Origin of the sequence: Sphaerisporangium melleum (assembly GCF_014646695.1) — a bacterium.
GTDB classification, from domain to species: domain Bacteria; phylum Actinomycetota; class Actinomycetes; order Streptosporangiales; family Streptosporangiaceae; genus Sphaerisporangium; species Sphaerisporangium melleum.
The window spans coordinates 34,257-57,910 of record NZ_BMNT01000003.1 but is presented as its reverse complement, the minus strand read 5'-3'; the positions used below and the strand labels follow the sequence as shown (position 1 = coordinate 57,910).

18 protein-coding genes are annotated in these 23,654 nt (G+C 72.9%); 9 read left to right on the top strand and 9 right to left on the bottom strand.

What is annotated here, in order from left to right:
- Window positions 1-107: 107 nt before the first annotated feature.
- Complete coding sequence (locus IEY93_RS03295; protein ID WP_189161442.1) at window positions 108-3,470, bottom strand: AfsR/SARP family transcriptional regulator; 3,363 nt, start codon at window positions 3,468-3,470, stop codon at window positions 108-110.
- Window positions 3,471-3,829: 359 nt separating this feature from the next.
- Here IEY93_RS03295 and IEY93_RS03290 point away from each other — a divergent pair, with 359 nt between their 5' ends.
- Entirely contained in the window at window positions 3,830-5,170 is a 1,341-nt protein-coding gene (locus tag IEY93_RS03290; RefSeq protein ID WP_203967947.1) for an extracellular catalytic domain type 1 short-chain-length polyhydroxyalkanoate depolymerase, read from the top strand.
- Window positions 5,171-5,447: 277 nt separating this feature from the next.
- On the opposite strand, the gene IEY93_RS03285 is transcribed toward IEY93_RS03290, so the two are convergent.
- Entirely contained in the window at window positions 5,448-6,638 is a 1,191-nt protein-coding gene (locus IEY93_RS03285; RefSeq protein WP_189161441.1) for a TIGR03118 family protein, read from the bottom strand.
- 798 nt (window positions 6,639-7,436) lie between these two features.
- Here IEY93_RS03285 and arfA point away from each other — a divergent pair.
- The 5 genes from arfA (at window position 7,437) to IEY93_RS03260 (ending at window position 12,299) form a co-directional block, all read left to right on the top strand.
- Window positions 7,437-8,945 carry an arabinosylfuranosidase ArfA gene (gene arfA, locus IEY93_RS03280; RefSeq protein ID WP_189161440.1) on the top strand — a complete coding sequence of 503 codons (1,509 nt, stop codon included), beginning with the start codon at window positions 7,437-7,439 and terminating at the stop codon, window positions 8,943-8,945.
- A gap of 78 nt (window positions 8,946-9,023) precedes the next feature.
- Entirely contained in the window at window positions 9,024-9,821 is a 798-nt protein-coding gene (locus IEY93_RS03275) for an SAM-dependent methyltransferase (RefSeq protein ID WP_189161439.1), read from the top strand.
- A gap of 132 nt (window positions 9,822-9,953) precedes the next feature.
- On the top strand, window positions 9,954-10,862 hold the full coding sequence (locus IEY93_RS03270; RefSeq protein WP_189161438.1) for a dihydrodipicolinate synthase family protein: 909 nt from the start codon (window positions 9,954-9,956) through the stop codon (window positions 10,860-10,862).
- A gap of 41 nt (window positions 10,863-10,903) precedes the next feature.
- On the top strand, window positions 10,904-11,638 hold the full coding sequence (locus tag IEY93_RS03265) for a ribonuclease activity regulator RraA (protein WP_189161437.1): 735 nt from the start codon (window positions 10,904-10,906) through the stop codon (window positions 11,636-11,638).
- A 295-nt stretch (window positions 11,639-11,933) separates the two neighbouring features.
- Complete coding sequence (locus IEY93_RS03260) at window positions 11,934-12,299, top strand: hypothetical protein (protein ID WP_189161436.1); 366 nt, start codon at window positions 11,934-11,936, stop codon at window positions 12,297-12,299.
- Window positions 12,300-12,370: 71 nt separating this feature from the next.
- Here the strand turns inward: IEY93_RS03260 and IEY93_RS03255 are convergent, their stop codons facing one another.
- The 3 genes from IEY93_RS03255 to IEY93_RS03245 form a co-directional block, all read right to left on the bottom strand.
- Window positions 12,371-13,057 (bottom strand): GntR family transcriptional regulator, encoded by a 687-nt coding sequence (locus tag IEY93_RS03255; RefSeq protein ID WP_203967948.1) that lies wholly within the window; start codon window positions 13,055-13,057, stop codon window positions 12,371-12,373.
- 109 nt (window positions 13,058-13,166) lie between these two features.
- The gene (araD, locus tag IEY93_RS03250; RefSeq protein ID WP_189161435.1) at window positions 13,167-14,891 is read right to left on the bottom strand and encodes an L-arabinonate dehydratase; all 1,725 of its coding nucleotides are present in this window, start codon (window positions 14,889-14,891) and stop codon (window positions 13,167-13,169) included.
- Window positions 14,892-14,942: 51 nt separating this feature from the next.
- Window positions 14,943-16,064: a hypothetical protein gene (locus tag IEY93_RS03245; protein WP_189161434.1), complete on the bottom strand. Its 1,122-nt coding sequence runs from the start codon at window positions 16,062-16,064 to the stop codon at window positions 14,943-14,945.
- Between the two features lie 193 nt (window positions 16,065-16,257).
- On the opposite strand from IEY93_RS03245, the gene IEY93_RS03240 reads away from it, so the two are divergent.
- Window positions 16,258-17,715 carry a glutamate-cysteine ligase family protein gene (locus tag IEY93_RS03240; RefSeq protein ID WP_189161433.1) on the top strand — a complete coding sequence of 486 codons (1,458 nt, stop codon included), beginning with the start codon at window positions 16,258-16,260 and terminating at the stop codon, window positions 17,713-17,715.
- Window positions 17,716-17,741: 26 nt separating this feature from the next.
- On the opposite strand, the gene IEY93_RS03235 is transcribed toward IEY93_RS03240, so the two are convergent.
- The 4 genes from IEY93_RS03235 to IEY93_RS03220 form a co-directional block, all read right to left on the bottom strand.
- Window positions 17,742-18,584, bottom strand: coding sequence for a sirohydrochlorin chelatase (locus tag IEY93_RS03235; protein ID WP_189161432.1), 843 nt, complete (start codon window positions 18,582-18,584; stop codon window positions 17,742-17,744).
- 261 nt (window positions 18,585-18,845) lie between these two features.
- Window positions 18,846-19,406 carry a hypothetical protein gene (locus IEY93_RS03230; protein ID WP_189161431.1) on the bottom strand — a complete coding sequence of 187 codons (561 nt, stop codon included), beginning with the start codon at window positions 19,404-19,406 and terminating at the stop codon, window positions 18,846-18,848.
- 135 nt (window positions 19,407-19,541) lie between these two features.
- Window positions 19,542-20,762 (bottom strand): Bcr/CflA family efflux MFS transporter, encoded by a 1,221-nt coding sequence (locus IEY93_RS03225; RefSeq protein WP_189161430.1) that lies wholly within the window; start codon window positions 20,760-20,762, stop codon window positions 19,542-19,544.
- Window positions 20,763-20,904: 142 nt separating this feature from the next.
- Window positions 20,905-21,732 (bottom strand): SAM-dependent methyltransferase, encoded by an 828-nt coding sequence (locus tag IEY93_RS03220; RefSeq protein WP_189161429.1) that lies wholly within the window; start codon window positions 21,730-21,732, stop codon window positions 20,905-20,907.
- A 580-nt stretch (window positions 21,733-22,312) separates the two neighbouring features.
- Between IEY93_RS03220 and IEY93_RS03215 the strand changes: the two genes are divergently transcribed.
- Window positions 22,313-22,528 (top strand): DUF397 domain-containing protein, encoded by a 216-nt coding sequence (locus IEY93_RS03215; protein WP_373291469.1) that lies wholly within the window; start codon window positions 22,313-22,315, stop codon window positions 22,526-22,528.
- A gap of 138 nt (window positions 22,529-22,666) precedes the next feature.
- The gene (locus tag IEY93_RS03210) at window positions 22,667-23,572 is read left to right on the top strand and encodes a Sco1979 family transcriptional regulator (protein ID WP_189161427.1); all 906 of its coding nucleotides are present in this window, start codon (window positions 22,667-22,669) and stop codon (window positions 23,570-23,572) included.
- Window positions 23,573-23,654: the final 82 nt, after the last annotated feature.

The window sequence follows — 23,654 nt, the reverse complement described above, 5'->3', positions numbered from 1 at the left end:
GGGGGAGTGGGGTCGCGCCGTCTGGGGGCGGCGGCGCGACCGCGCCCCTGCCGGGCCGGCCTGCCGAGATCGTCGCGGTCCGGGCCGGCGGGGGCCGGAGCGGGGGGTCAGCCGGTGGGATCGGGGAGTTCTCCATCGGCCGGCGGGGACGTGCCGGTGGAGTCGGAGAGTTCGAGATGGGGCGCGCGGGCCGGGGGCGGGGACGCGCCGGCGGCGGCGTAGAGGTCGGCGGACAGGCGTTCCAGGCGACGGCCGGTCGAGGAGTCGCCACCGTCGCGGGCGATGAGCGCGAGCAGGGCGAGCGTGCGTGCCTCGCCGATGCGGTGCCCGGTCCTGCGGTGCACGTCGAGGGCGCGCCTGCCGTGCGCGGCCGCCTCTGCCAGGCGGCCGAGGCCGTGCTGCGCGCGGGCCAGTGCGGTGAGCGCCTGCCCCTCCAGGACGAGGAAGCCCGAGGTGCTCGCCTGCTTCACCGCCTGCTCGGCGAAGTCGACGGCGGTGACGTGCTCGCCGGCGTGCTGGTAGGCATCGCTCAGCCCGATCGATGCCTCGATCACCTGGCCGGGTGAGTTGATCTCCTCGGCGGTGGCGAGCGCCCTCCCGTGCAGGCGGAGTGCCTCGGCGGGGTCGCCGGCCCGCGCCCGGAGGGAGGCGAGCGTGTTCAGCGCCTGCACCTCGGTGTACCGGTCGCCGATGTCGGTGGCCAGGCTCAACGCCTCCTCCGCGACCTCGCGGGCCTGCTCCGGGCGGCCGGCGTCGCGGTGCACCAGGGCCAGCCACGCCAGCGAGTTCGCCTCCAGGTAGCGGTCGCCCAGCTCCTGATGGCGGGCGAGGGCGGTGGTCAGGTGGCCGGCGGCGGCGGTGAGGTCGCCCAGCACGTGGTGCAGTTCGCCCAGGGTCGCGATGGCCACGGCCTCGGCTCTGGGCGCCCGGTCGTTCTCCCGGATGAGCGCCAGCGCCTGCTCGGCCCAGACCAGCCCTTCGCGGAGCCTGCCGGACTGCCGGCAGGCGTTGGCGAGATTGTTCACGACCTTGGCACGGCCCTGCCGCGATCCGAGGCGATCGTGCAGCCGGAGCGCCTTGTGCAGGTGACCGGTCGCCTCTTCGGGCCGGCCGACGAACATCAGGGTCGTGCCCAGGTTGCTCAGTGCGCTCGCCTCGCCCTCGGCCCACCCGGTCTCGGCGCACAGGGTGATCGCCCTGCCCAGGTAGGCGATCGACCGTGCGTAACGGGCGAGGCAGTAGTTGACGTGGGCGAGGTTGAGGAAGGCGGAGGCCATGGCCCGCCGATCACCCTCGAACCGGGCGGCGGTCAGCGCGGTGCGGGCGGTGGCGATCCAGTCGACCATGTTCCGCGACAGGTTGTGGTAGCCGCGGATGCGGTCGGCCATGAGCCAGGCCAGCGGCCGGAAGCCGTGACGCAGGGCGTGGCGGACGGCCGCGTTCACGTTGTGCCGCTCGGCCTCCAGCCACGCCATGGCCGCCGGAGCGGGCGGCGCCGGCACCGGGTTCGCGAGGACGCCCTCCGGCGCGGGGAGCAGCAGCATGTCCGGATACAGCGCCCGCGCCGCGCCATCGATCGTGGACAGGTACCAGGTGAGCAGCCTGTCCACCGCCGCTCGCCGATCTTCCGGAGGGTCCTCGGCGGCGGAGAGGTCGGCGGCGTACCGGCGCAGCAGGTCGTGCAGGGCGAACCGCCCGGGCTTGTGCTGTTCCACCAGGTGGATGCCGGCGAGCCGGTCCAGTGCCGCGGCGGCCTCGGGCTCGGGCACCCCGGCCAGGACGGCCGCCGCCGCGGGGGTGAGGTCGGGGCAGGCGACCAGCCCGAGGCGCCGGAACATCGCACGCACCGGGCCGGGGAGGGTGCGGTACGACAGGTCGAAGGCGGTGTGGACGGCGGTCTCCTCGTCGCCCTCGACGGTCAGGGCGGTGACCGGGTTGCCGGCGCCGAGTTCGGCGACGTACTCCTCGATCGGCTGCCGCGGCCGGTCCAGCAGGTGCGCGGCGGCGATGCGCAACGCGAGGGGGAGGTGGCCGCAGACGCGGGCCAGCCGGGCGACGGCCGCGGGCTCGGCGGCGACGCGGCCGGTGCCGACCAGATGCCCGATCAGCGCCGTGGCCTCGTCGGGGGCCAGCACGTCCAGCGGAACCCGGCGGGCGCCCTCGCGGGCCACCAGCCCGGTCAGCCGGTCGCGGCTGGTGACCAGCACCAGGCAGCCGGAGTGGCCGGGGATCAGCGGGCGTACCTGCTCGGCGGAGTCGGCGTTGTCCAGCAAAACCAGCACGCGCCGCCCGGCCGTCAGCGAGCGGTACCTCGCGGCCGCCTCCGCGACATCGAGGGGCACCTGCTCGGGCGGCATGCCGAGGGCCCGCAGGAACCCCGCGAGCGCGTCCATGGGGCGTACCGGCGTCGCGGCGGAGTATCCGCGCAGGTTGAGGTAGAGCTGGCCGTCGGGGAAGCGCGCGGCGGCACGGTGCGCCCACCGCACCGCGAGGGCCGTCTTGCCGACCCCTCCGGTGCCGGTGATCGCGATGATGCGGTTCGCGCCCGATCCTTCGCGCAGCAGGGCGTCGAGCGCGTCGAGTGCGTCCTGCCGGCCGGTGAAACCCGCGACGTCCGAGGGCAGCTCCCGGGGAGCGGGCAGCGCCGCGAACGGAGTGGAGGTCACCGCCGCGGGCTCGGGCCGTGCGGGGGATCTCAGGGGTGGTGCGAGCCGCGTGGGCTGCGCGGGCGCGGTGCCGTCGCCGCCGCGCAGGATGGCCTCGTGTACCCGCTGAAGCGCCGGCCCGGGCTCGATGCCGAGTTGCTCGCGCAGCAGCGTGCGCGTCCGCCGGAACAGTTCCAGGGCCTCGGCCTGGCGGCCGCCGCGGTCGAGCGCGGTCATCAGGTGCGCGCGCAGCCCTTCACGGTAGGGGGCCTCGCGCACCAGGCGGGTCAGCACCGGGATCAGCTCGTGGTGCCTGCCCAGCCGCAGCTCGGCCTCGGCCCAGCGTTCGTGGGTGACCAGCCGTAACTGCTCCAGCTGCTCGGCCTCGCCGGTGACCCCCTCGCATTCGGAGAACTCGGCGAAGGCCGGGCCGCGCCACAGATCCAGGGCCTGGCGCAGCAGCCGGGCGGCCGGTGGCGGGTCGTCGCGGTCCATCGCCCGGCGTCCCTCGGCGGACAGCCGCCGGAACCGCGCCGAGTCGAGGCCGTCGCCGGTGACGATCCGGTATCCGTCCGGCGTCCGGATGATCCGGTCGGGGCCGAGCGCGCCGCGCAGCCGGTGCACGTAGAGCTGGATGTTGCGCCGGGCGGAAGGGGGCGGGCCGTCCGCCCAGAGCGCGTCGATCAGCCACTCGGTGGGCACGACCCGGCCGCTCTCGGCCGCCAGGAGGACGGCGAGCAGGAGGCGCGGTTTGTACGCGGTGCCGATGGGCACTGGCCGGCCCTCCCGGGTGACGGTGAGCGGGCCCAGCACCTGAAACTCCATCGGCGACCCTCCTTGTCCCCCGGCAGGTCTCCCGGGAACTCCCCCGAGCGGCTCCGTCGGCCCCCGCGGCCGTACACCTATGAATCATCACTTAAAGCGTGCCGCCATGCTGCCGGACCGGTAGGGGGTGGGGGAAAGGGGGGGCCGTCCGAGCGGCCCTTCGCGGCCGTGGTGGTGGAAAGTTTCACCGATCCGTGGCCTGCCGGGCCGGCCTCGCCGGTGGAGACGCTGGTCGGCGCGAGGGTCCGGCAATGGCCCGACCTGGTGCCTTGTCTTCTAGAAACATTCCGATCGATACTCCGGAACGTTTCGGGAAGCCGCCCGCGCTGCCTGCCACGGGCCGGAGAACAGGACCACCAATGAGGATGAGAACACTGCTGGGCGCCGTCGCGACGGCCGCGGCGCTCGTCGTCGCCGGGTTCGTCACGGCGTCCCCGGCGTCACCGGCCTCGCTCACCGAGGTCACCAACTTCGGCACCAACCCCAGCAACCTGCGGATGCACCTGTACGTCCCGGACCGGGTGGCGTCCCGGCCGCCCATCCTGGTCGCCGTGCACTACTGCACGGGCTCAGGCCCGGCGTTCTACTCAGGGACGGAGTTCGCCTCCCTGGCCGACCGGTACGGCTACATCGTCATCTACCCCTCGGCGACCAGGAGCGGGAGCTGCTTCGACGTCTCCTCGCCCCAGGCGCTCCGGCACGACGGCGGCAGCGACCCGGTGGGCATCGTGTCCATGGTCAGGTACGTGCAGCAGCGCTACAACACCGACCCCGACCGGGTGTTCGTCACCGGCGCGTCCTCGGGCGGCATGATGACCAACGTGCTGCTCGGCGACTATCCGGACGTCTTCAAGGCCGGGGCGGCGTTCATGGGCGTGCCGTTCGGCTGCTTCGCCACCACCGACGGGTCGAGCTGGAACAGCGCCTGCGCCAACGGCCAGATCACCAAGACCCCGCAGCAGTGGGGCGACCTGGTGCGCGCGGCCTACCCGGGCTACACCGGCGCCCGGCCGCGGATGCAGCTGTGGCACGGCACCGAGGACGCCACGCTGCGCTACCCGAACTTCCAGGAGGCGATCAAACAGTGGACCAACGTCCACGGGCTGAGCCAAACGCCGGTTTTCACCGACCGCCCGCAGTCCAGCTGGACCCGCACCCGCTACGGTAACGCCACAGGTCAGGCCCCGGTCGAGGCGGTCAGCATCCAGGGTGTCGGGCACAGCCTGCCGCAGGGCGGCATGGCCGCCGAGGCCATCCGCTTCTTCGGCCTGGACGGCACCGCGCCGTCACCGACCCCCACGCCCACCCCGACTCCGACTCCCACGCCGACTCCCACGCCGACTCCCACGCCGACTCCGACCCCCACCCCGACTCCGGGGACCGGTGGCTGCCAGGTCACCTACACCATGCAGTCGTGGAACAACGGGTTCACCACTTCGGTCACCGTCGCCAACACCGGCTCCAGCGCGATCAACGGATGGTCGCTGGCGTTCGGCCTGCCGAGCGGGCAGACGGTCACCAACGCCTGGAACGCGACCGTCTCCCCGGCGAGCGGGCAGGTCACGGCCAGGAACGTCGGCTACAACGGCACGATCGCGCCGGGCTCCTCGGTGAACTTCGGCTTCCAGGCCACCCACACCGGCAACACCGCCAAGCCGTCGTCGTTCACGCTCAACGGCGCCGACTGCTCGGTGGCCTGACGGCCGATGTCTCGTGGCCCGGGGGGCAGGTCGTTACCGGGCCACGAGACGGATCGGACCCCGGCGCGCACGGCGTGCCGGGCCGGACCTCCCCGCCGAGGGGGCGGGGATGTCCGAACGACCGAAAGCCGGCTGCGGGGCGCGCCACCCCGCAGCCGACTTCCGCTCATTCGGGCGGGTCGTGGTGAACTTCAGGAAAGACGGTCGATCATCCTTTCTGTTGGCTTTCCGGAACCCCGGTCAGGTGAGGTCCCGATGATCGATCACCCCCTTCGCGTCAGTAGCCGGAACCGTTGGAGGAGGAGGTCGGTGAGGCGCTCGGGCTGGCCGAGGCGGTGGGGGAGGAGCTCGGCCGCGGAGTGCCGGCGCCGGCGGCGTCGGCCGGCATGATCAGACCGATCAGGCCGTGCTGGGCCTTCTGGATGCCGGCGGAGTACCACAGGGCGTTCTGGCCGCCGATCTCGGCGCTGCCCGGCTCCAGGTCCCACAGGCCCTCGATGGCGATCGCCTTGCCGTCGGACTTGCGCAGCGGGCCGAGGTAGCGGCCGTTGCGGTAGGCGTTGATCCAGCCGTCGCCGAAGTTGCCGACCAGCAGTGCCCCGGCGTAGGCGCCGAAGCTCGCGGGAGCCTTGATCATCGCCCAGGGCGCGTTCAGGGCGCCGCGGGCGGCGACACGGCCGGCGAACCGGCCCGAGGCGGAGAAGCGGCTGATGAAGCCGAAGCCGCGGCCCGCGATCGACTTGCCGGTCTCCGGGTCACGCTTGGCGTAGGCGACGTAGACGGCGTTGCCCACGATCTCGACGTTGAAGGCGGAGTAGTCCTCCGGCAGACCCGGGTCGCGGTAGGCCCACTTCGCCAGGCGCACCCGGCGGAAGTCGTCGTCGAACACGTCGACCCGGTTGTGCGCGAAGTCGGCGGCGAGCAGGAAGCGGCCCCTGTTGGTGGGCATCAGGGCGAGGCCCTTGTAGTCCGCGCGCCGGGTGAAGGCCGCGATGACCGCGCTGTTCGGGTTGACCTCGGCGTTCCACGCGGTGATGGCCCCGCTGGGGCTGGCGAAGATGAACGACGCGGGGGCGGAAACGCCCTTGCTGGAGATCTCGAAGCCCTCGCCGGCGTCGTTGAAGATCTGCCCGGTCGGCGAGCCGCCGGGGATCGAGACCTCGGTCTTCTCCTTGGTGAGCTGGCCGGCGCCGCCGGAGTACACCGTCGCCGTGCCGGTGCCCGCGTTGGAGACCCACAGTGTCTTGCCCATCGCCAGGCCCCAGGGGTTGACCACCTTCGCGTCGGTGACGTCCGCCTTGCCGGCCAGGTCCGAGATCAGGGGGATATCGGCGAATCGGTTCTTGGTATGCGTGGTGGACCTGGTGGACTCCTTGGACTGCGTGGACTCAGCGTGCGCCGGGATCGTGCCGGTGGTAATGCCCAGGACGAGTGCCGCAGCGCAGAGCGTGACGATGCGCGACCGCATCAGGCCTCCTATGTCGTTCTGCATGTGCGTACGGGGGGAGGTACGCGGTCGCCACGGACCCGGTTCAAACCGATTCACAGGACTTTTCGCGACTTCTCCCCGACGCCCGTGACGAGGCCGGGAGCGGCACGGACGACGCCGAGCCCTGTGCGGGAGGCATCGCGGGGACGGCTTGGGACGACTCCGCCGCAGCTCGGGGGGAGGCCCACGCTGATCGGGCGACCGCTGTCGAGGCGGGCGGCGACCGGCCCGCGATCGCCCGCGATCAGCGCCATACGGCGTGCGCAGAATTCGCCCCGGCCCGCGATCGCGCGGCTCCGCGCCGGCCGCCGTTCTCCTGCGGCCGGCGCGCGCCTTCGTGGGGGCGCACGTCCAGTGCGATGCCTTTGTGTGTCGATGTCCTCCGCCACACGGGCGAACGCGGCGAGGGTGCCGCTGCGCTCGCGGGCCGCCGGGAACTGCGAAGTGCAGGTCGCGTACGGGCGTTCAAAGGGCGGGTGGAGGGGGAGCCGGGGCGGCGCCACACCGTGTTGTTAGCGCTAACAAGCGGGGGACGAGGACGAGCCGGACCATTCCGGTTTCCGGACCGATACTCCACCTTGTTTCGGTTACATTCCCTGAGTGTTCGGGATATCTCCCCGAGCGTCAAGGCCTCATTTCGGAATCGTCGGGCGATATGTATCGATCGTCCGACCGAGCGAGATCGAATCGTTATCCATCTCACTCCTTGACGATCGGAGATGAGAACGCTAACAATCGCACCGAGCCATCCGGCCGGCCTCTCCGGGGAGAAACGACGTGCACGAAGCCACCCTCACCATCGATCCCGCCTTCCGCGTCGCCCCCGTACGGCGGCGCACGTTCGGCACCTTCGTCGAGCACCTCGGCCGCTGCGTCTACACCGGCATCTACGAGCCGGGCCACCCGAGCGCGGACGCCGACGGCTTCCGGCAGGACGTCCTGGACATGACCCGGGAGCTCGGCGTCAGCACCGTGCGCTACCCCGGCGGCAACTTCGTCTCCGGCTACCGCTGGGAGGACGGCATCGGGCCGGTCGCCTCCCGCCCCGCCCGGCTCGACCTCGCCTGGCACTCCACCGAGCCCAACGAGGTCGGCGTGGACGAGTTCATGCGGTGGGCGCGCAAGGCCGGCATCGAGCCGATGATGGCCGTCAACCTCGGGACGCGCGGCGTCCAGGAGGCCCTGGACCTGCTCGAATACTGCAACATCGAGTCGGGCACCCACTGGTCGGACCTGCGCGTCGCGCACGGCGCCAAGGAGCCGTACGGCATCCGCATGTGGTGCCTGGGCAACGAGATGGACGGTCCCTGGCAGCTCGGCCACAAGACCGCCCGCGAGTACGGCAGGCTCGCCGCCGAGACCGCCCGCGCCATGCGCATGCTCGACCCGGGCCTGGAGCTGGTGGCCTGCGGCAGCTCGGGCTCGTCCATGCCGACCTTCGGCGCGTGGGAGGCCGAGGTGCTGGAGGAGGCCTACGACCAGGTCGACCACATCTCCTGCCACGCCTACTACGAGGAGAAGAACGGCGACCTGGCGAGCTTCCTCGCCTGCTCCACCGACATGGAGGAGTTCATCGCCTCGGTGGTCGCCACCGCCGACCACGTGCGGGCCAAGTTGCGGGCCACCAAGCGGATCACCGTGTCGTTCGACGAGTGGAACGTCTGGTACCTCAGCCGCTTCGAGGCCGCGAAGTCCGCCGAGCCGCCCGTGGGCTGGCCGGTCGCCCCGCCACTGCTGGAGGAGCGCTACCACCTGGCCGACGCCGTGGCCGTCGGCGGGCTGCTCATCACCCTGCTGCGCAACAGCGACCGGGTCGCCGCCGCCAGCCAGGCCCAGCTCGTCAACGTCATCGCGCCCATCATGACCGAGCCGGGTGGCCGTGCCTGGCGGCAGACCATCTTCCACCCCTTCGCGCAGGCGTCCCGGTACGCCTCCGGCGAGGTGCTGCGGGTGGAGCCGGTCTCCCCGGTGCACGAGACCGCCGAGTACGGCGAGGTGCCGCTGCTGCACGCGGTCGCCACGCACGACGAGGACGTCACCACCGTCTTCGCGGTCAACCGCGCGGTCGACGGCCCGATGGAGCTGACGCTGGACGCCCGCGCGCTCGGCGACGTGCGCGTGGTGGAGGCGACCACGCTGAGCGACCCGGACGTCTACGCGGTCAACACCGCAGCCGACCCCGACTGGGTCGTGCCGCGGGCCAACCCCGACGTCATGTCCGACCCGCTGCGCGTGGTGCTGCCCCCGGTCTCCTGGAACGTCATCCGCCTGGCCCGCGCCCGCTGATCGCGCCTCCCTTACGGGAGCGCTCCCATCGCCCCTATGCTCGCCGTACATCGCGGTGCGGACCCTACGGAGGCGGGTGTGAGCGAGCAGGAGAGCGCGTTACCGGGCGTCGATGTGACGCGGATGAGTCACGCGCGGGCCTATGACTACGTGCTCGGGGGCAAGGACAACTACGAGATCGACCGCCAGGCGGCCCGGCAGGTGATGGCGCTCGCGCCCGACCTGCCGGTGCTGGGCAAGGCCCAGCGCAGGTTCCTGCTCCGGGTGACGCGCATGTGCGCCGAGGCCGGCATCGACCAGTTCCTCGACGTCGGCACCGGTATCCCCACCGCGCCGAACGTCCACGAGACCGCCCGGGCCGTCGACCCCGAGGCGCGGGTGGTCTACGTCGACTACGACCCGGTGGTGTTCGTGCACAACAACGCCCTGCTGGCCGACACCAAGGGCGTGACGGCGCTGCAGGGCGACGTGCGCGAGCCGGAGGCGTTGCTCGACCACCCCGAGGTGCGCGGCACCATCGACTTCACCCGGCCGGTCCTGGTGCTGTTCGTGGGCCTGTTCCACCTGGTGACCGACGAGGAGGACCCGGGCGGCATCGTCGCGCGCTTCCGCGAGCGCATGGCCCCGGGCAGCCACGTCATGATCTCCCAGTTCTGCTCCGACGGCAGCGACCCGGCGGCGCGGGCCAAGCTGGAGGAGATCTCGGTGAACTCCCCCTCGCCGATGTGCTTCCGTTCCCGCGAGCGGATAGCGGGCTTCTTCGACGGCTTCGACATCCTGCCGCCGGGGGTCGTCGACGTGCAGGACTGGTGGCCGGGCGAGCTCGCGCCGCCGACGAAGCTCAAGGTCGCGGCAGGCGTCGGCCGCAAGCTCTGACCCTCCCGCGGGGCGACCGCGGCAGGCGCCGCGCTCCGCGGGACATCGGCGTCGGCCCGGCATATGTCGATAGGTCGTGTACTGATATACCAGAGGGCGAGTCTCCCGAGCTGCCAGGAAGGGAAGATCGCCATGCTGGATGACGTCAGGCGGGCGCTTGCGTCGGTGGTGTCCGTACCGGTGACCCCGTTCGACGACACGGGAGGCGTCGACGAGAAGGCCTACGCCGCCGTGGTGTCGCGCATGGTCGAGGCGGGCGTCACCGCCGTCACCCCGGGCGGCAACACCGGTGAGTTCTACTCGCTGTCGGACGAGGAGCGAAACCGGGTGGTGGCACTGACCGCCGAGACGGCCGGCGACGCCCGCGTCATCGCGGGAGTGGGCCACGACGCGGCGCGGGCCGCCCGGCAGGCCGTGGAGGCCGCCGAACTCGGCGCGCACGCCGTCATGGTCCACCAGCCCGTGCATCCCTACCAGTCGCAGGACGGCTGGGTCGACTACCACCGGGCGGTCGCCGAGGCGGTCCCCGAGCTCGGCGTCGTCAGCTATCTGCGCTCGCCGCTCATCGGCCCGGCGGCGGTGCGCGTCCTCGCCGCCGCCTGCCCCAACCTGGCCGGGGTGAAGTACGCCATTCCCGACCCGGTGCGCTTCGCGGAGATGGCGGACGCCGTCCCCGAGCTCACCTGGGTGTGCGGGCTGGCCGAGAGCTGGGCGCCGTTCTTCTGGCCGGGCGGGGCACGCGGGTTCACCTCCGGGCTGGCCGCCATCGCCCCCGGCCTGTCGCTGGAACTGCACGCCCAGTTGGAGGCGGGCGACACCGCCGCGGCGATGCGGCTGTGGCGGCGGCTCAAACCCATCGAGGACCTGCGCGCCCGGCGCGGCAACGCCGCCAACGTGTCGGTGCTCAAGGAGGCCCTGGCCCAGCTCGGCGTCTGCCGCCGCGAGGTGCGCCCGCCGATATCCGAACTGCCCCCGGCCGAGCGTGAAGAGGTCACCGCCGTCCTGCGCTCCCTCGACCTGCTCACCGTGGAGGAGGCGTGAACGGCGGGGAGCCGCGTGCGGCGAGGGGAGAGACCGTGGACGTGACACGACAGGATGACCAGGTCGGCTCCGCGACGGGCGAGGCCATCGCGCCGGAGGTCTTCGAGGCGCTCCGGCGGGTCTCGACCGCCACGGTCACCACGCAGTTGTTCGCCCGGGGGCTGCGCAACGCCTTCATGGCGGGCCTGCGCCCGCTCAACCCCGGATGCACCCGCATGGTGGGCGAGGCGTTCACCCTGCGCCACATCCCCGCCCGGGAGGACCTCGACGTGCTCGCGGTCTTCAAGGACTACGACCACCCGCAGCGCCTCGCGGTCGAATCGGTCGGCCCGGGGCAGGTGCTGGTGATGGACTGCCGCGGCCAGACCCGCGCGGCCTCCATCGGCGGCATCCTCGCCACCCGCATGCTGCGCCGCGGCGCCGCCGGGCTGGTCACCGACGGCGCGGTGCGCGACTCGCCGTACTTCACCGGGCTGGAGCTGCCGGTCTTCGCCGCGGGCGTGTGCGCGACCACCAACCTCGCCCGCCACCACGCCGTCGACATGCAGGTGCCCATCGGCTGCGCCGAGGTGCCGGTCTACCCGGGGGACGTCATCGTGGCCGACGCCGAGGGGGTCGTCTGCGTGCCGCGCCATCTCGCGGCCGAGGTCGCGCGGGACGCCCTTGAGCAGGAGCGCCTGGAGGAGTTCATCCAGGCGGAGATCGAGGGCGGCGCGCCGCTGCGCGGCGTCTACCCGCCGGACGAGAACACGCTGCGCCGCTACCACTCCAGGTGACCGCGCCCGAGCCTGCCGTGTGCGTCCTGGCCTGACGGCCCCGGTCCCGTCCGCCGTCCCCGGCGGAGCGGGGCCGGGGTCGCGCGGGTGCCCCTGGCGACGAGAGCCGGGGCGTCCTCATCCGGACATCGGACGGGTGCTTCCGCGCTTGCGGTGGACACGTACAGTGATGCGGCGGATACTCAGCGTGTCAGCCAGTCCCTCCGGTCACTCCGGCCCCGGCGGCGCCCACCGCCGGCGACCTCCCTGTGACGCCGCCGTCGCCGGAACCGGCCGGAACGACACAAGGAGAGCGATGCACCCGAAGAAGTCCACCGCCCTCGTCATGTCCGTCCTGCTCGCGGGCGCGTGCATGGCGACCGCCGCCGCGGCGAGCGCCGACACCACCCCCGCCGGCGCCCCGCCCGGCCCGGCCCACGCTCTGCCCCCCGGCTACGTGCTGGTGACGCTGCCCAACGCCAACGTGCCGAACTTCCAGCGCCGCACGCTGTACTGCCCCGGTTCCAAGCGCGTGCTGGGCGGCGGCGCCGAGGCCCGGGGCAACCGCGCGATCCTGGTGGGCTCGTTCCCCACCGACGACGGGCGCGGCTGGATCGGGCTCGGCCGTCAGGACGGCTACAACGACGTCGGCATCAGCGTCTTCGCCATCTGCGCCGACTGAACCGCCCCCACCCGCCGGCCCCGGGCCCTCCCCGGGGCCGGCCCCTTTTCCGTTCCTCACCGCGCCGGCGTTCAGGTCACGTTCTGTGAGTGGGCCAGGTGCGCCACAGTGCGCTTGACGTGCGTCCTGCTCAGCCGCTCGGCCAGCGCGGCGTCGCCGTTCTCCGCCGCGGCCAGCATCTCCTCGTGCTCGGCGTGCTCGTCCCGCCAGGTGGGCCAGTGCCGCCACAGCACGCTGACCGTGCCGAGCGCGGTGAGGTCCTGCAGGTTGTCGAGCTGGGCGGTGACCAGCTCGTTGTCGCACCCGGCGTACAGCGCCCGGTGGAAGCGGCGGTTGGCCATGCTGAGCGCGGTGGGGTCCTCGCCGGACAGCAGCCGGTGCGCTTCGCCGAGCGCCTTGCGGGCGTCCTCCAGTGGACCGGCGCCCCGCACCCGCACGGCGCAGGCCACGGCCCACGGTTCGAGCAGCAGGCGCAGCTCCTGGGCTTTGCGCAGGTCGGCCGCGTCGGGCGCCCGCACGCTGACCCCGCGGTTGGGGCTGATCACCACGAGCCCCGTCGAGGCCAGGCCGATCAGCGCCTCGCGTACCGGGGTCTTGGACACGCCGAGCTGCTCGGCGAGCCGGCGTTCCACGAGGGTCTCGCCGGGCTTGATGCGGCCGGACAGGATGGCCGTCCTGATCGAGTCGGCCACGAGGTCGGTGCGCGTGATCGACCGTGCCACGGGCCGCAGGACCGGTTCCTCCGAGATGTCGTACACCTGTATATCGTGCCGCACGCGCGCCGCCCCTCGCTCACCCTGCCCCGTCCCTTGCGTCCGCGCGGCCGCAAGGCGTGCGGAGACGCGCGCCGTGCGGCCGGTGGACGGCTCAGCCCATGCCGGGCTCGGGGGCGCCTCCGGTCCCGAGCAGGAAGTCGAAGTCGCAGCCCTGGTCGGCCTGCATGATGTGCGCGTCGAACATGGCTCCGTACCCGCGGCGGAACGCCGGCTTCGGCGGCTGCCAGGCGGCGCGGCGGCGTGCCAGCTCCTCCTCGGGCACCTCCAGGGTCAGCCGGCGGGCCTCGACGTCCAGGGTGATCGGGTCGCCGTCCCGCACCAGCGCGAGCGGGCCGCCGACGTGCGACTCGGGCGCGACGTGCAGCACGCAGGCGCCGTAGCTCGTGCCGCTCATCCGCGCGTCGGAGATGCGCACCATGTCGCGGACGCCCATCTTGAGAAGCCGGTCCGGGATGGGGAGCATGCCGTGCTCGGGCATCCCGGGCCCGCCGTGCGGGCCCGCGCCGCGCAGGACCAGCACCGAGTCGGCGGTGATCGGCAGGCTCTCGTCGTTGATGCGCCGCACCAGGTCGGCGTGGCCGTCGAACACCACGGCCGGTCCGGTGTGCTTGAGCAGCCGGGGCTCGGCGGCGACGTGCTTGATCACCGCGCCGTCCGGCGCCAGGTTGCCGCGCAGGACGGCCAGGCCGCCCTCCTGCGACATCGGGTCGTCGCGCCGGCGGATCACCTTGTCGTCGTACACCTCGGCCGCCGCCAGCGTCTCGCGCATCGGGCGGCCGCCGACCGTCGGGCGGTCGGGGTGGAGCAGGTCCTTGATGCGGGAGAGCAGGCCGGGCAGGCCGCCGGCCAGGTGGAAGTGCTCCATGACGTAGGCGCCGCTCGGCTTGAGGTCGGCGAGCACCGGGACCCGCCGGGACGCCTCGTCGAAGTCGTCGAGGGTGAGCGGCACGCCGCTGCGGCGGGCCATCGCGATCAGGTGGATGACCGCGTTGGTGGACCCGCCGAGGGCCAGGATCGTGGTCACCGCGTCGGCGTAGGCCTCGGCGGTCAGGACGGCGGAGGGGCGCAGGTCCTCCCAGGCCATCTCGACCGCCCGCCGCCCGGAGGCCGCGGCCATCCGGTTGTGCGCGGAGGCGACCGCCGGGATGGCCGCGGCGCCGGGGAGCGTCATGCCGAGCACCTCGGCGACCGAGGTCATCGTGGAGGCGGTGCCCATGGTCATGCAGTGGCCGGGGGAGCGGGCGATGCCTGAAAGGACGTCCTCCATGTCCGCCTCGGTGATCAGCCCCGCCTGCTTGTCGGCCCAGTAGCGCCACATGTCGCTGCCGCTGCCGAGCAGCTCGCCGCGGTGGTTGCCGGGGATCATCGGGCCGCACGGTACGAAGATCGCCGGGATGTCCATGCTGATGGCGCCCATGATCAGGGCAGGGGTGGTCTTGTCGCACCCGCCCATGAGCACCGCCGCGTCGATCGGGTGGGAGCGCAGCAGCTCCTCGGTCTCCATGGCGAGCAGGTTGCGGTAGAGCATGGTGGTCGGCTTCTGGAAGGTCTCCGACAGCGACATCACCGGCAGCTCCACCGGATAGCCGCCGGCCTGCCAGACCCCGCGCTTGACGTCCTGCGCGCGCTCGCGCAGGTGGATGTGGCACGGGTTGAGCTCGCTCCAGGTGTTCAGGATGCCGACGACCGGCTTGCCCATGTGCTCCTCGGCGGACAGGCCGAGCTGGCGGGTCCGCGCACGGTGGCTGAAGGAACGAAGCCCCTCGGTGCCGTACCACTGGTGGCTTCTCAGTTGCTCAGGGGTCAGACGCTGCACGAGTCCTCCTCGATATCCTGATATATCACGATATCGGGAGCGGAGGACGGATCACCGGGCGGCGGCGAGGGCGGCGTCCGCGAGCAGACCGTGCCGGGCGGGCCCGGCCAGCCCCGCGTGGTAGAGGTGGATCTCCTCGGCGCCCGCCTCCGCCAGGCGCCGCACATGCGGCACGAGGTCCTCCTGCCGCACCGGCGGCAGCACGGTCACGTACGCCCCGAGAGCGACCTGCTCGGGCAGCATGCGCCGGGCGACCCGAAGCCGGTCGGCCGACTCCTGCCCGGTGGGCCAGCACTGCACGATAACGGCGTCGACGTCCTTGCCGGCCGGCGGGCGCAGGCCGGGGTTGGCGCCGGTGGCCCACGGGTCGGGGGAGGCGTGCAACGCGACCCGCAGCCCGGTGGGCAGCGCCGCGACCACCTGGTGGCGCAGCTCGTCGGCCGCCTGGTGCCGCACGGCGAGGATCGTCGCCGCGGTCTCGGCGTCCAGGTCGTGCTCGCGCGAGCGCACCGCGGCGCGCAGGTCGCGCACCGTGCGCCCGGGGTCGGCGCCGCCGGCCTCCCAGCCGTCCCGGCAGGCGGCACAGCAGCACACCGACAGCATGCGCCGCGCCCGGGCGTCGTAGGCGCCGTCGGTCTTGTCGTGGTGGCCGCCGTGGTCGGCGCCGAGCTGCCCGCAGGCCTCCAGCAGCGCTCCCGCCAGCGGCAGGTCGCGCACGGCCTCGGCGGCCAGCGTGGCGGCGTACTCGCGCACCTCGGCGCGGGAGGGGCACAGCGCCCACGGGTAGTGCTCGCCGAAGCAGTTGACCACGCTCACGTCCGGGTGCGCCTCGCCCAGCCGCGAGGCGTGCGTCAGCACGATCCACGCCGTCACCGGCACCCCGGCGCCGGCCAGGGCGCGCGCGGCCGTGCCGAACGCGTCCGCGTCCTCCATCCAGGCGGGCGCCGCGGGCACCAGCCGCCTGCCCCGCCACGCCTCCTCGCGGACCGGCCGGTAGAGCGCGCTGTGCCGCGCGTCCATGTACGCCCGCTCCGGATGCCAGGGGGTCGCCGCCCGGACCGTGTGGTAAGCGGCAGCGAGGTTCACCCCTTCGGCGCCCAGCGTCTGCACCCGGGCCGTGAACAGGGGATCCCCGATCACGTCCCACGGGTAGGCGTGCACGAGCACGCGCATGGCCATCGCCTCCCCACAAGGGGCCCCTCGCCCCACAAATGGCGTTGTCCAGGCATACCGACTCGGCTGTGCCGCGTCAATGGCTCGCGCGGCCCCGGCTTCCCGCGCGAGCGCCTCATCGGCAGGCATGAAAGCCCGCTTCCTGGACAGGGAGGGGGTGAGAGCGGCAGGCCTTGAGCAGGGGGACGACACGATGGGACAGGAAGTGGCCAAGGAGCGCTTCTCCGAGGCCGAGTACGGGCGATTCGGGGAGCGCCTGAAAGACTCACTGATCGCGCTGCGCGAGCTGCTGGCCAGACCGGGCTTCGGCGCCGGTCCCGCCACCCTCGGCGCCGAGCTGGAGCTGTTCCTCATCGACGAGGACGGCCGGCCGCTGCTGCGCAACAAGCAGGTGCGCGACGCCGCCGCCGACGAGCGGGTGGTGCTGGAGCTCGGCGCCTTCAACCTGGAGGTCAACCTGACCCCCGCGCCGCTGGCCGGGCGGCCGTTCAGCGCCCTGGCCGGCGAGGCACGGCGCGTGATGGAGCTGGTCGACCGGGCGGCCGGGGCGCACGGCGGCCGGGTGGTGCCGATCGGCATCCTGCCCACCCTCACCGAGTTCGACTTCACCCGGGACGCCATGAGCGACGAGACCCGCTACCGGGCGCTCAGCCGCGGCATCCGCAGGGTGCGCGCCGAACCGTTCCGGGTGCGCATCCGCGGCACCGAGCGCCTTGAGCTGGAGGTCGAGGACGTCGTCCTGGAGAGCGCCAACACCTCCTGGCAGATCCACCTGCGCACCCCGCCCGAGTCCTTCGCCCGCGTCTACAACGCCGCCCAGCTCGCCATCGGGCCGGTGCTGGCGGTGAGCGGCAACTCGCCCGCCTTCCTGGGCCGCGACCTGTGGGAGGAGACCCGCATCGCGCTGTTCGAGGCGTCCGCCGACGACCGCGACCCCGAGCGGCCCTGGCGGGTGGACGGCCGGGTGAGCTTCGGGTCCGGATGGGTGGAGAGCGGCGCCGGGGAGCTGTTCGAGCGCTGCGTCCGCGACTACGAGCCGGTGCTGCCCGTGATGGACGAGGAGGACCCGCTGGAGGCGATCCGCGACGGCGGCGTCCCGCGGCTGGCCGAGCTGCGGCTGCACCAGGGGACGGTGTGGCAGTGGAACCGGCCGGTGTACGACCCCGGGGACGGCGGGCACCTGCGGGTCGAGCTGCGCGCGCTGCCGGCCGGGCCGACGTGCGCCGACATGGCGGCCGGCGCGGCGTTCCTGATCGGCCTGGTCAAGGCGCTGACCGCCGAGCCGTCCTGGATCGAGGGCTTCGCGTTCGCCGACGCCTACCGCAACTTCTACCGGGCCGCGCAGAACGGGCTGGACGCCGAGCTGGCCTGGCCGGGGCGCGAGGCGACCGCGCCGGCCGGCCGGCTGGTCGCCGATCTGCTGCCGGTGGCCCGCGACGGGCTGCTGTCGGCCGGAGTGGCGGCCGACGAGGCCGACCGTCACCTGGAGGTCATCGCCGAGCGCGTGCGGCTGCGCCGCACCGGGGCGGTCTGGCAGCGGGAGGCGCTGGCCGCGCTGGAGGACGGGCCGGGCGCCCGCGCCGCCATGCTGGCCCGCTACCGCGAACTGGCCTTCGCCGGCGACCCGGTGCACACCTGGCCCTGCCCGTGACCCCTCCGCCTGACCGGGCCGCCCGGTCAGGCCTGGTCGTCGATGCCGGTGAGCGAGCTTCCGTAGCTCAGCGCGACGAGCTGGGCCACCGCGCTGTGCGCGCCCAGTGGCTCGGCGCACCCCGCGCCGACCGACTCGGCCGCCGCCGTGATCTTGCCGGTGTCGATCTCGGGCCCGATGAGGAACGGGGCGAGCGCGAGCCGTGAGGCGCCGATGTTGCGCAGCCGCTGCGCGGCGTCGCCGACCCCCGGCTGGGCGTCGAGCGAGGCCGCGACGACCGGGAGCGTGAGCCGGGCGGCCAGCAGCACGACGGTGGCGTCGGCCGCGCGCACGGCCTCCTGGCCGCCCACCGTGCCGACGATGATGCCGTCCACCGGTGCCGCGATGTTGAACAGGCGCATGCGGTCGGCGCGGGCGAGGCCGCTGTCGGCCAGCTTCACGTGCAGTGCCTCGGCCAGCAGCGGGTGCGGCCCGAGCGGGTCGGCGATGGTCGTCAGGACGTCGCTCTCGGCGACGGCCTCCCTGATCGCGCGGTACACCTGCTGGTGCGGTCCGGTGACCAGCGGGACGACGATCGCGGCGGGCGACTCCTTCGGACGGTCGGCGGCGCACTCGGTGAGCGTCTCCGCCAGGCTCGTCTTGCCGTCGCCGAGGTGGACGAGGCGCACGTCGAGATGGGGATGGTCCACGCCGACGATGGTCTTGACCGCCGCGGGGACGTCGCCGCCGGCGCCGGGGGCGGCGAGCACGAGCGCCGGCGCGTCCGGAGGCAGATGCGCGGGGACGGGCCGCCGGTGCCGGCCGGAGCTGGTCCGGAACGAGCGTTCCCGGACCGGAAGCTCCTGTGGAGGCTGATGACCATCGTTCACATCGGCGGATTTTACGGGGTATGAGGCGAAAGTTAAGTCGGATTCGCCGCGACGCGTGGCGGGAGGCGGGTCCAGCTCCCGTGACATCAGTGACAAATTTGGACTCGATCCTGAGAAGAGTACCAACGGTCCGTAATCATTCGAGATCATGACGGGGGCGTCAGGCCGGGCGGACGGCCTGGGAATGTCCCCGCTGCTGACAGTTGCGCGGACCGCACCGGCGATATTTTTTTTCGCCGGGCGGCGGCGCCGGGCGTGCCTTCAGTGCGGGTGGTGGGTGACCCGCAGCACCTCCAGGGCCCCGAGGCCCGCGAGGAGCAGGAACGACAGCCCGATCAGCAGGGAAGTGGCGGACAGGTGGGCCCGGGCGCCGAGCGGCCACCGGGCGAGGGCCGCCGGCCACGCTCGCCCGCCCGTGGCCGCTCCGGCCCTGGAGGCGGGACCGCCGAGCGGCGTGTCGCCGGGGGCGGGGTGCGGTGCCGCGCCGGCCGGGACGGGGGCTGGTGGCCGGACTTCCGGCACCTCCCGCGGGGTGCGGCCGCCCGCGGCCGGTCCGGCGGGACGGCCTGGTGTGGCGCGGCGCAGCTCGGGATGTCGGGCCAGATAGCCGCGCGGGAAGCTCTTCACGCCGGTGTCGCCGCAGGCGGGGCAGCGGGTGCCCGACCACGGTGGCTGGACCAGGAGCTCGGCGCGGAACCACACGTCGGCGTCGTTGCCATGGCTGTCGGTGAGATGCCGGACGACGTACTCGTCCTCCCACACCGCCAGGCAGCGAGGGCATTCGAACGGCCAGGTCTCCCGAGTGCTGAAGCCTTCGATCACGAGGACCACCTCCAGCGTGCGCGCCCTGTCATGAGGGCGCCGCCCGCTTAGAGTGTGGGCGTCACAGCGGTTTGATCGCAAGAGCCGCCGTCCGGGCAGTGGACCGAATCCTCCCTTGAGGGAAGGATCGCGCTGTCACGGATGGTCCCGCCCCGCGTGCGGCTCGGCCGCGGTCAGCGCCAGCAGGCCGAGCACGGCGCAGGCCCCCATGACCGCGGCGGCCGGCAGCACGGCACGCGCCCCGCCCAACCCGGCCAGCGGCGCGGTGGCCGCGCCGATGACGAACTGCAGGGACGCCATCAGGGCCGCGGCGACGCCGGCCGCGCGAGGCGCCCGGGCCAGCGCGACGGCCGAGGTGTCGCCCAGCACCAGCCCCAGGGACGCCACGGCGAGGAGCAGCAACGGCAGGCAGACACCCGCGTTCAGCCCTCCGGTCGCCGCCGCGGCGCCGAGCAGGCCGGCGCAGACGAGCAGGACGGCCAGACCCGCGCGGGCCGGCCACAGCGGGGGAAAGCGGTAGGCGAGGCGCGCGCCCGCCGCCGCGACCAGCACCAGGGCCAGCGCGTTCAGCGTCAGCGTCGCCGCGACCGGGGCGATGTGCGGGCCGAGCAGGTCGCGCAGGAAGAACGGCGCCGCGGCCAGGTAGGCCGCGAGCGCGCCGAACCCCAGCGCGAACGCCACGGCCGGGGCCACCTGGTCGCGGTCGCGCAGCAGCGACCTTCCGGTCGGCCCGGGAAGGAAGGTCACCGTCCTGGCGTGCAGCGGCAGCGTCTCGGGCAGGGCGATCAGCGCCGCGAGGAACGCGAGCAGCCCCAGGACGGCGAGCGCCGCGAACACCGCACGCCACCCCGCCGCGGCGATCAGGACGCCGCCGAGCACCGGGGCCGCGATCGGCGCGGCGGCGATCGTCCACATCATGGCCGAGAACGCGCGGGCCGAGCGCCTTCCCCGGGCCAGATCGGAGACCACGGCCCGCCCGATCACCACGCCCGCCGCCCCGGCGAGCCCTTGGACGAACCGCGCCCCGGCCAGCGCGGCGACGTGCGGCGCCAGCGCGCACGCCGCTGCCGCCAGCGCGGACACCGCCAGGCAGGTCAGCAGCGGGCCACGGCGGCCGTAACGGTCCGACAGCCGGCCGAGCACGAAGTGGCCGGCCGCCACGCCGAGGAAGAAGGCCGACAGGGTGAGCTGGGCGCCGAGGACGCCGGTGCGAAGGTCGCGCGCGAGCGGCGCCAGCCCGGGCAGGTACATGTCGCCGCCCAGCGGGACCAGGGCCGCCAGCAGGCCGAGCACGGCGGCCGGAGAACGGGACGGTGCTCTCGGCGCGGGGGCGGTGACGGTGCTGGTCGCGGACATGGCGCCTCCCTGGGCGGCGGGACGGGACGGCCGGTCGCCCGGCACCGCCGTGGCGCCCCTCCGGTCACCTCCGAGCGCGACGGTGCCGTACCTCACACGGTACGCTCCGGACCCGCCCGGCCCGCTCCGCCCCCGGCGGCGCTCAGCCGTCCTTGCGGCCGATGCCGCCGACCGTCCAGATCCGGGTGGCGCCGGTGGTCTCCCCGGGGTGGTCGGGTCGCCAGAACGGGACGTAGACCACGCCGGGCTCGACGATCGACAGGCCCTCGAAGAGGCGCTCCACATCGGCCTTGGTGCGCTGCTGGGCGCGGTGGCGGTGCCCGCTGATCATGCCGTTGGTCTGGAACAGGTCGGCGAGCCCGGCGGTGGCCTCGGGCCGCAGATCGGAGACGCTGTGCCCGATCGCCAGGTGGCTGCCCGGAACGACGGCGTCGCGGAAACAGCGCACGATGCCCGCCGCCAGATCGTCCTCGGGGATCCGGTCGAGCATGAAGAGCAGCAGGACGGCGACCGGCCGGTCGAGGTCGATCAACTCCTTGAGGCGGGGATGGCCGAGGATCTGCTCCGGCGTGCGCATGTCCGCGTTGATGACCGCCGTGTTCTCCGTGGTCTCCAGCAGGGCCCGGGCGTGCGCGACCACCACCGGGTCGTTGTCGACGTACACGACCCGGGAGCCGGGCGCTGCGGCCTGCGCGATCTCGTGGGTGTTGCCCTGGGTGGGCAGCCCGCATCCGACGTCGACGAACTGGCGGATGCCCTGGGCGGCCAGGTGGCGGACGACGCGGTCGAGGAACCTGCGGCCCTCGCGGCACATCATCGGCAGTTCCGGTGCAAGCTCCAGCGCCTTGCGCGCCGCCTCCCGGTCGGCCGCGAAGTTGTCCTTGCCGCCCATGAAGTAGTCGTAGACGCGGGCCGCGTTGGGAATCGTCGGGTCGAAGCCGAGCGGCTCGATCCGGCTGAACGTCGTCATCACTCCCCATCTCGCCGAATCCCGATGTTAGCCCCACAGTGCTGGCTTAGGTCGTGTTTCGGGCGCGTGCCAGGTCGCATTTGGGACTCGCCGCGCCCAGGGGCTGGTGGGAGTGGCGTCCGCACCGCGGGGCGCGGGAGGAGCCGGGGTGCTGCTTCCGCTCGCGCGTTCCGGCGGCCGGCCGCAGCGGTCCGGGCGGCGGGGACACGCCTGCTCGCCCGGGCCGAGGTGGTGGGAACGGGCAGGTCATCGTGGCTTCCTCTGGTCGGTTCGGTGCGGCGGTGGCGTCCAGTTCGCCACCTTTCGTGCACTTTCTGGACCGGTTCTGCCGGCCGGCGGTCAGGCCGGTCCGCAGGTTTTGCGGGGATTGCCGGAGGGTTTACGCCACATGACCATTATCACGACTCTCGGGTGTGCGAATGCAAGTACTGATGCACGTGCATCGGCACATCGGTATGCTGACCGGCAGGAGAAACCACCCTGTCTGAGGCTTCTCGTGTGATCACGGGCCTCTTGGCAAGGATGTCAATGTTCGTCGGCTTCGGGGATGTGTGATCAGGTGGACGGAATCACCAACGGCATGGCCGCGTCCGAGATCCCGGAGGTGCGCTGGCGCAAGAGCGCGTACAGCAACCCCAGCGGCAACTGCGTCGAGCTGGCCGCGCTCCCGGACGGTGGCGTCGCCGTCCGGAACTCCCGGCATCCCTCCGGGCCCGCCCTGATTTACAGCCGCGGGGAAATGGCGGCCTTCATCCAGGGGGTGAAGAACGACGAGTTCGATGACCTGGCACTTTGATCGTTTGCCCAGGTTACGGAGGGTGGGAAATCGTAGCCTAAGGGTGATGTTGGGGTATATCCGGATTGGAACAACAGGGGTATCGTGAACTTCTCTGTGACGCGAGATGTGAGTAGACCGCTGTTCTAAGGACTGGCCATGATCACAGCCCGAGCCAAGGGGGAGGAGACCCCGCTCAACCTGATGGCTCGGGAACGGGGCAGCTCCACCGTCCTGCGCATCTTGCTGGGCTCTCAGCTCCGCCGCCTGCGAGAGACCCGTGGCATCACCCTTGAGGCCGCCGGCCACGCGATCCGGGCCTCGCACTCCAAGATCAGCCGAATGGAGCTCGGCCGGGTCAGCTTCCGGCCCCGCGACGTCGCCGACCTGCTCACCCTGTACGGCGTGACCGACGAGCGTGAGCGCGAGTCCCTGCTGTCGCTGGTCTCCCAGGCCAACCGTCCCGGCTGGTGGCACAACTACGACGACATCCTGCCGAACTGGTTCGAGGCGTACGTCGGCCTCGAAGAGGCCGCCACCCGCATCCGCTGCTACGAGGTGCAGTTCATCCCCGGCCTGCTCCAGTGCCGCGAGTACGCGCGCGCCGTCGTCCTGCTCGGCCACCCCGACGCGAGCGAGGAAGAGGTGCGGCGGCGGGTCGGCCTGCGCATGGCCCGGCAGAAGCTGCTCACCAAGACCAACCCGCCCCACCTGTGGGCCGTCGTCGACGAGGCCGCGCTGCGCCGCCCGCTCGGCGGCGCCGAGGTCATGCGCGCCCAGATCAGGCACCTGATCGACGCCATCGCCTCGCCGAACATCACCGTCCAGGTCATGCCGTTCAGCGCCGGCGGCCACGCGGCGGCCGGCGGCCCGTTCAGCATCCTGCGCTTCTCCGAGCGCGACCTGCCCGACGTGGTCTACCTGGAGCAGCTCACCAGCGCCATCTACCTGGACAAGCGCGATGACCTCGACCGCTACCAGGCCGTCATGGAACGCCTGTGCATCGACGCCATCCCCGCCTCCGAGACCAAGAAGACCCTCACCCGCATCCTCGCCGACCTCTGAGCCACCGGGATCGCCGCCGGCACGAGAACGACGGGGCGCCTGACGGCAGTCGCCGCCGACCGTGCCGGCCCCGTGCTTGATG

Coding starts and splice junctions, on each gene's coding strand:
- IEY93_RS03290 (WP_203967947.1), top strand. CDS start 3,830: ATGAGGATGAGAACACTGCTGGGCGCCGTCGCGACGGCCGCGGCGCTC.
- IEY93_RS03225 (WP_189161430.1), bottom strand. CDS start 20,762: ATGTCCGCGACCAGCACCGTCACCGCCCCCGCGCCGAGAGCACCGTCC.
- IEY93_RS03210 (WP_189161427.1), top strand. CDS start 22,667: ATGATCACAGCCCGAGCCAAGGGGGAGGAGACCCCGCTCAACCTGATG.
- IEY93_RS03220 (WP_189161429.1), bottom strand. CDS start 21,732: ATGACGACGTTCAGCCGGATCGAGCCGCTCGGCTTCGACCCGACGATT.
- IEY93_RS03240 (WP_189161433.1), top strand. CDS start 16,258: ATGGGACAGGAAGTGGCCAAGGAGCGCTTCTCCGAGGCCGAGTACGGG.
- IEY93_RS03295 (WP_189161442.1), bottom strand. CDS start 3,470: ATGGAGTTTCAGGTGCTGGGCCCGCTCACCGTCACCCGGGAGGGCCGG.
- IEY93_RS03270 (WP_189161438.1), top strand. CDS start 9,954: ATGCTGGATGACGTCAGGCGGGCGCTTGCGTCGGTGGTGTCCGTACCG.
- IEY93_RS03215 (WP_373291469.1), top strand. CDS start 22,313: ATGGCCGCGTCCGAGATCCCGGAGGTGCGCTGGCGCAAGAGCGCGTAC.
- IEY93_RS03245 (WP_189161434.1), bottom strand. CDS start 16,064: ATGCGCGTGCTCGTGCACGCCTACCCGTGGGACGTGATCGGGGATCCC.
- IEY93_RS03260 (WP_189161436.1), top strand. CDS start 11,934: ATGCACCCGAAGAAGTCCACCGCCCTCGTCATGTCCGTCCTGCTCGCG.
- IEY93_RS03285 (WP_189161441.1), bottom strand. CDS start 6,638: ATGCGGTCGCGCATCGTCACGCTCTGCGCTGCGGCACTCGTCCTGGGC.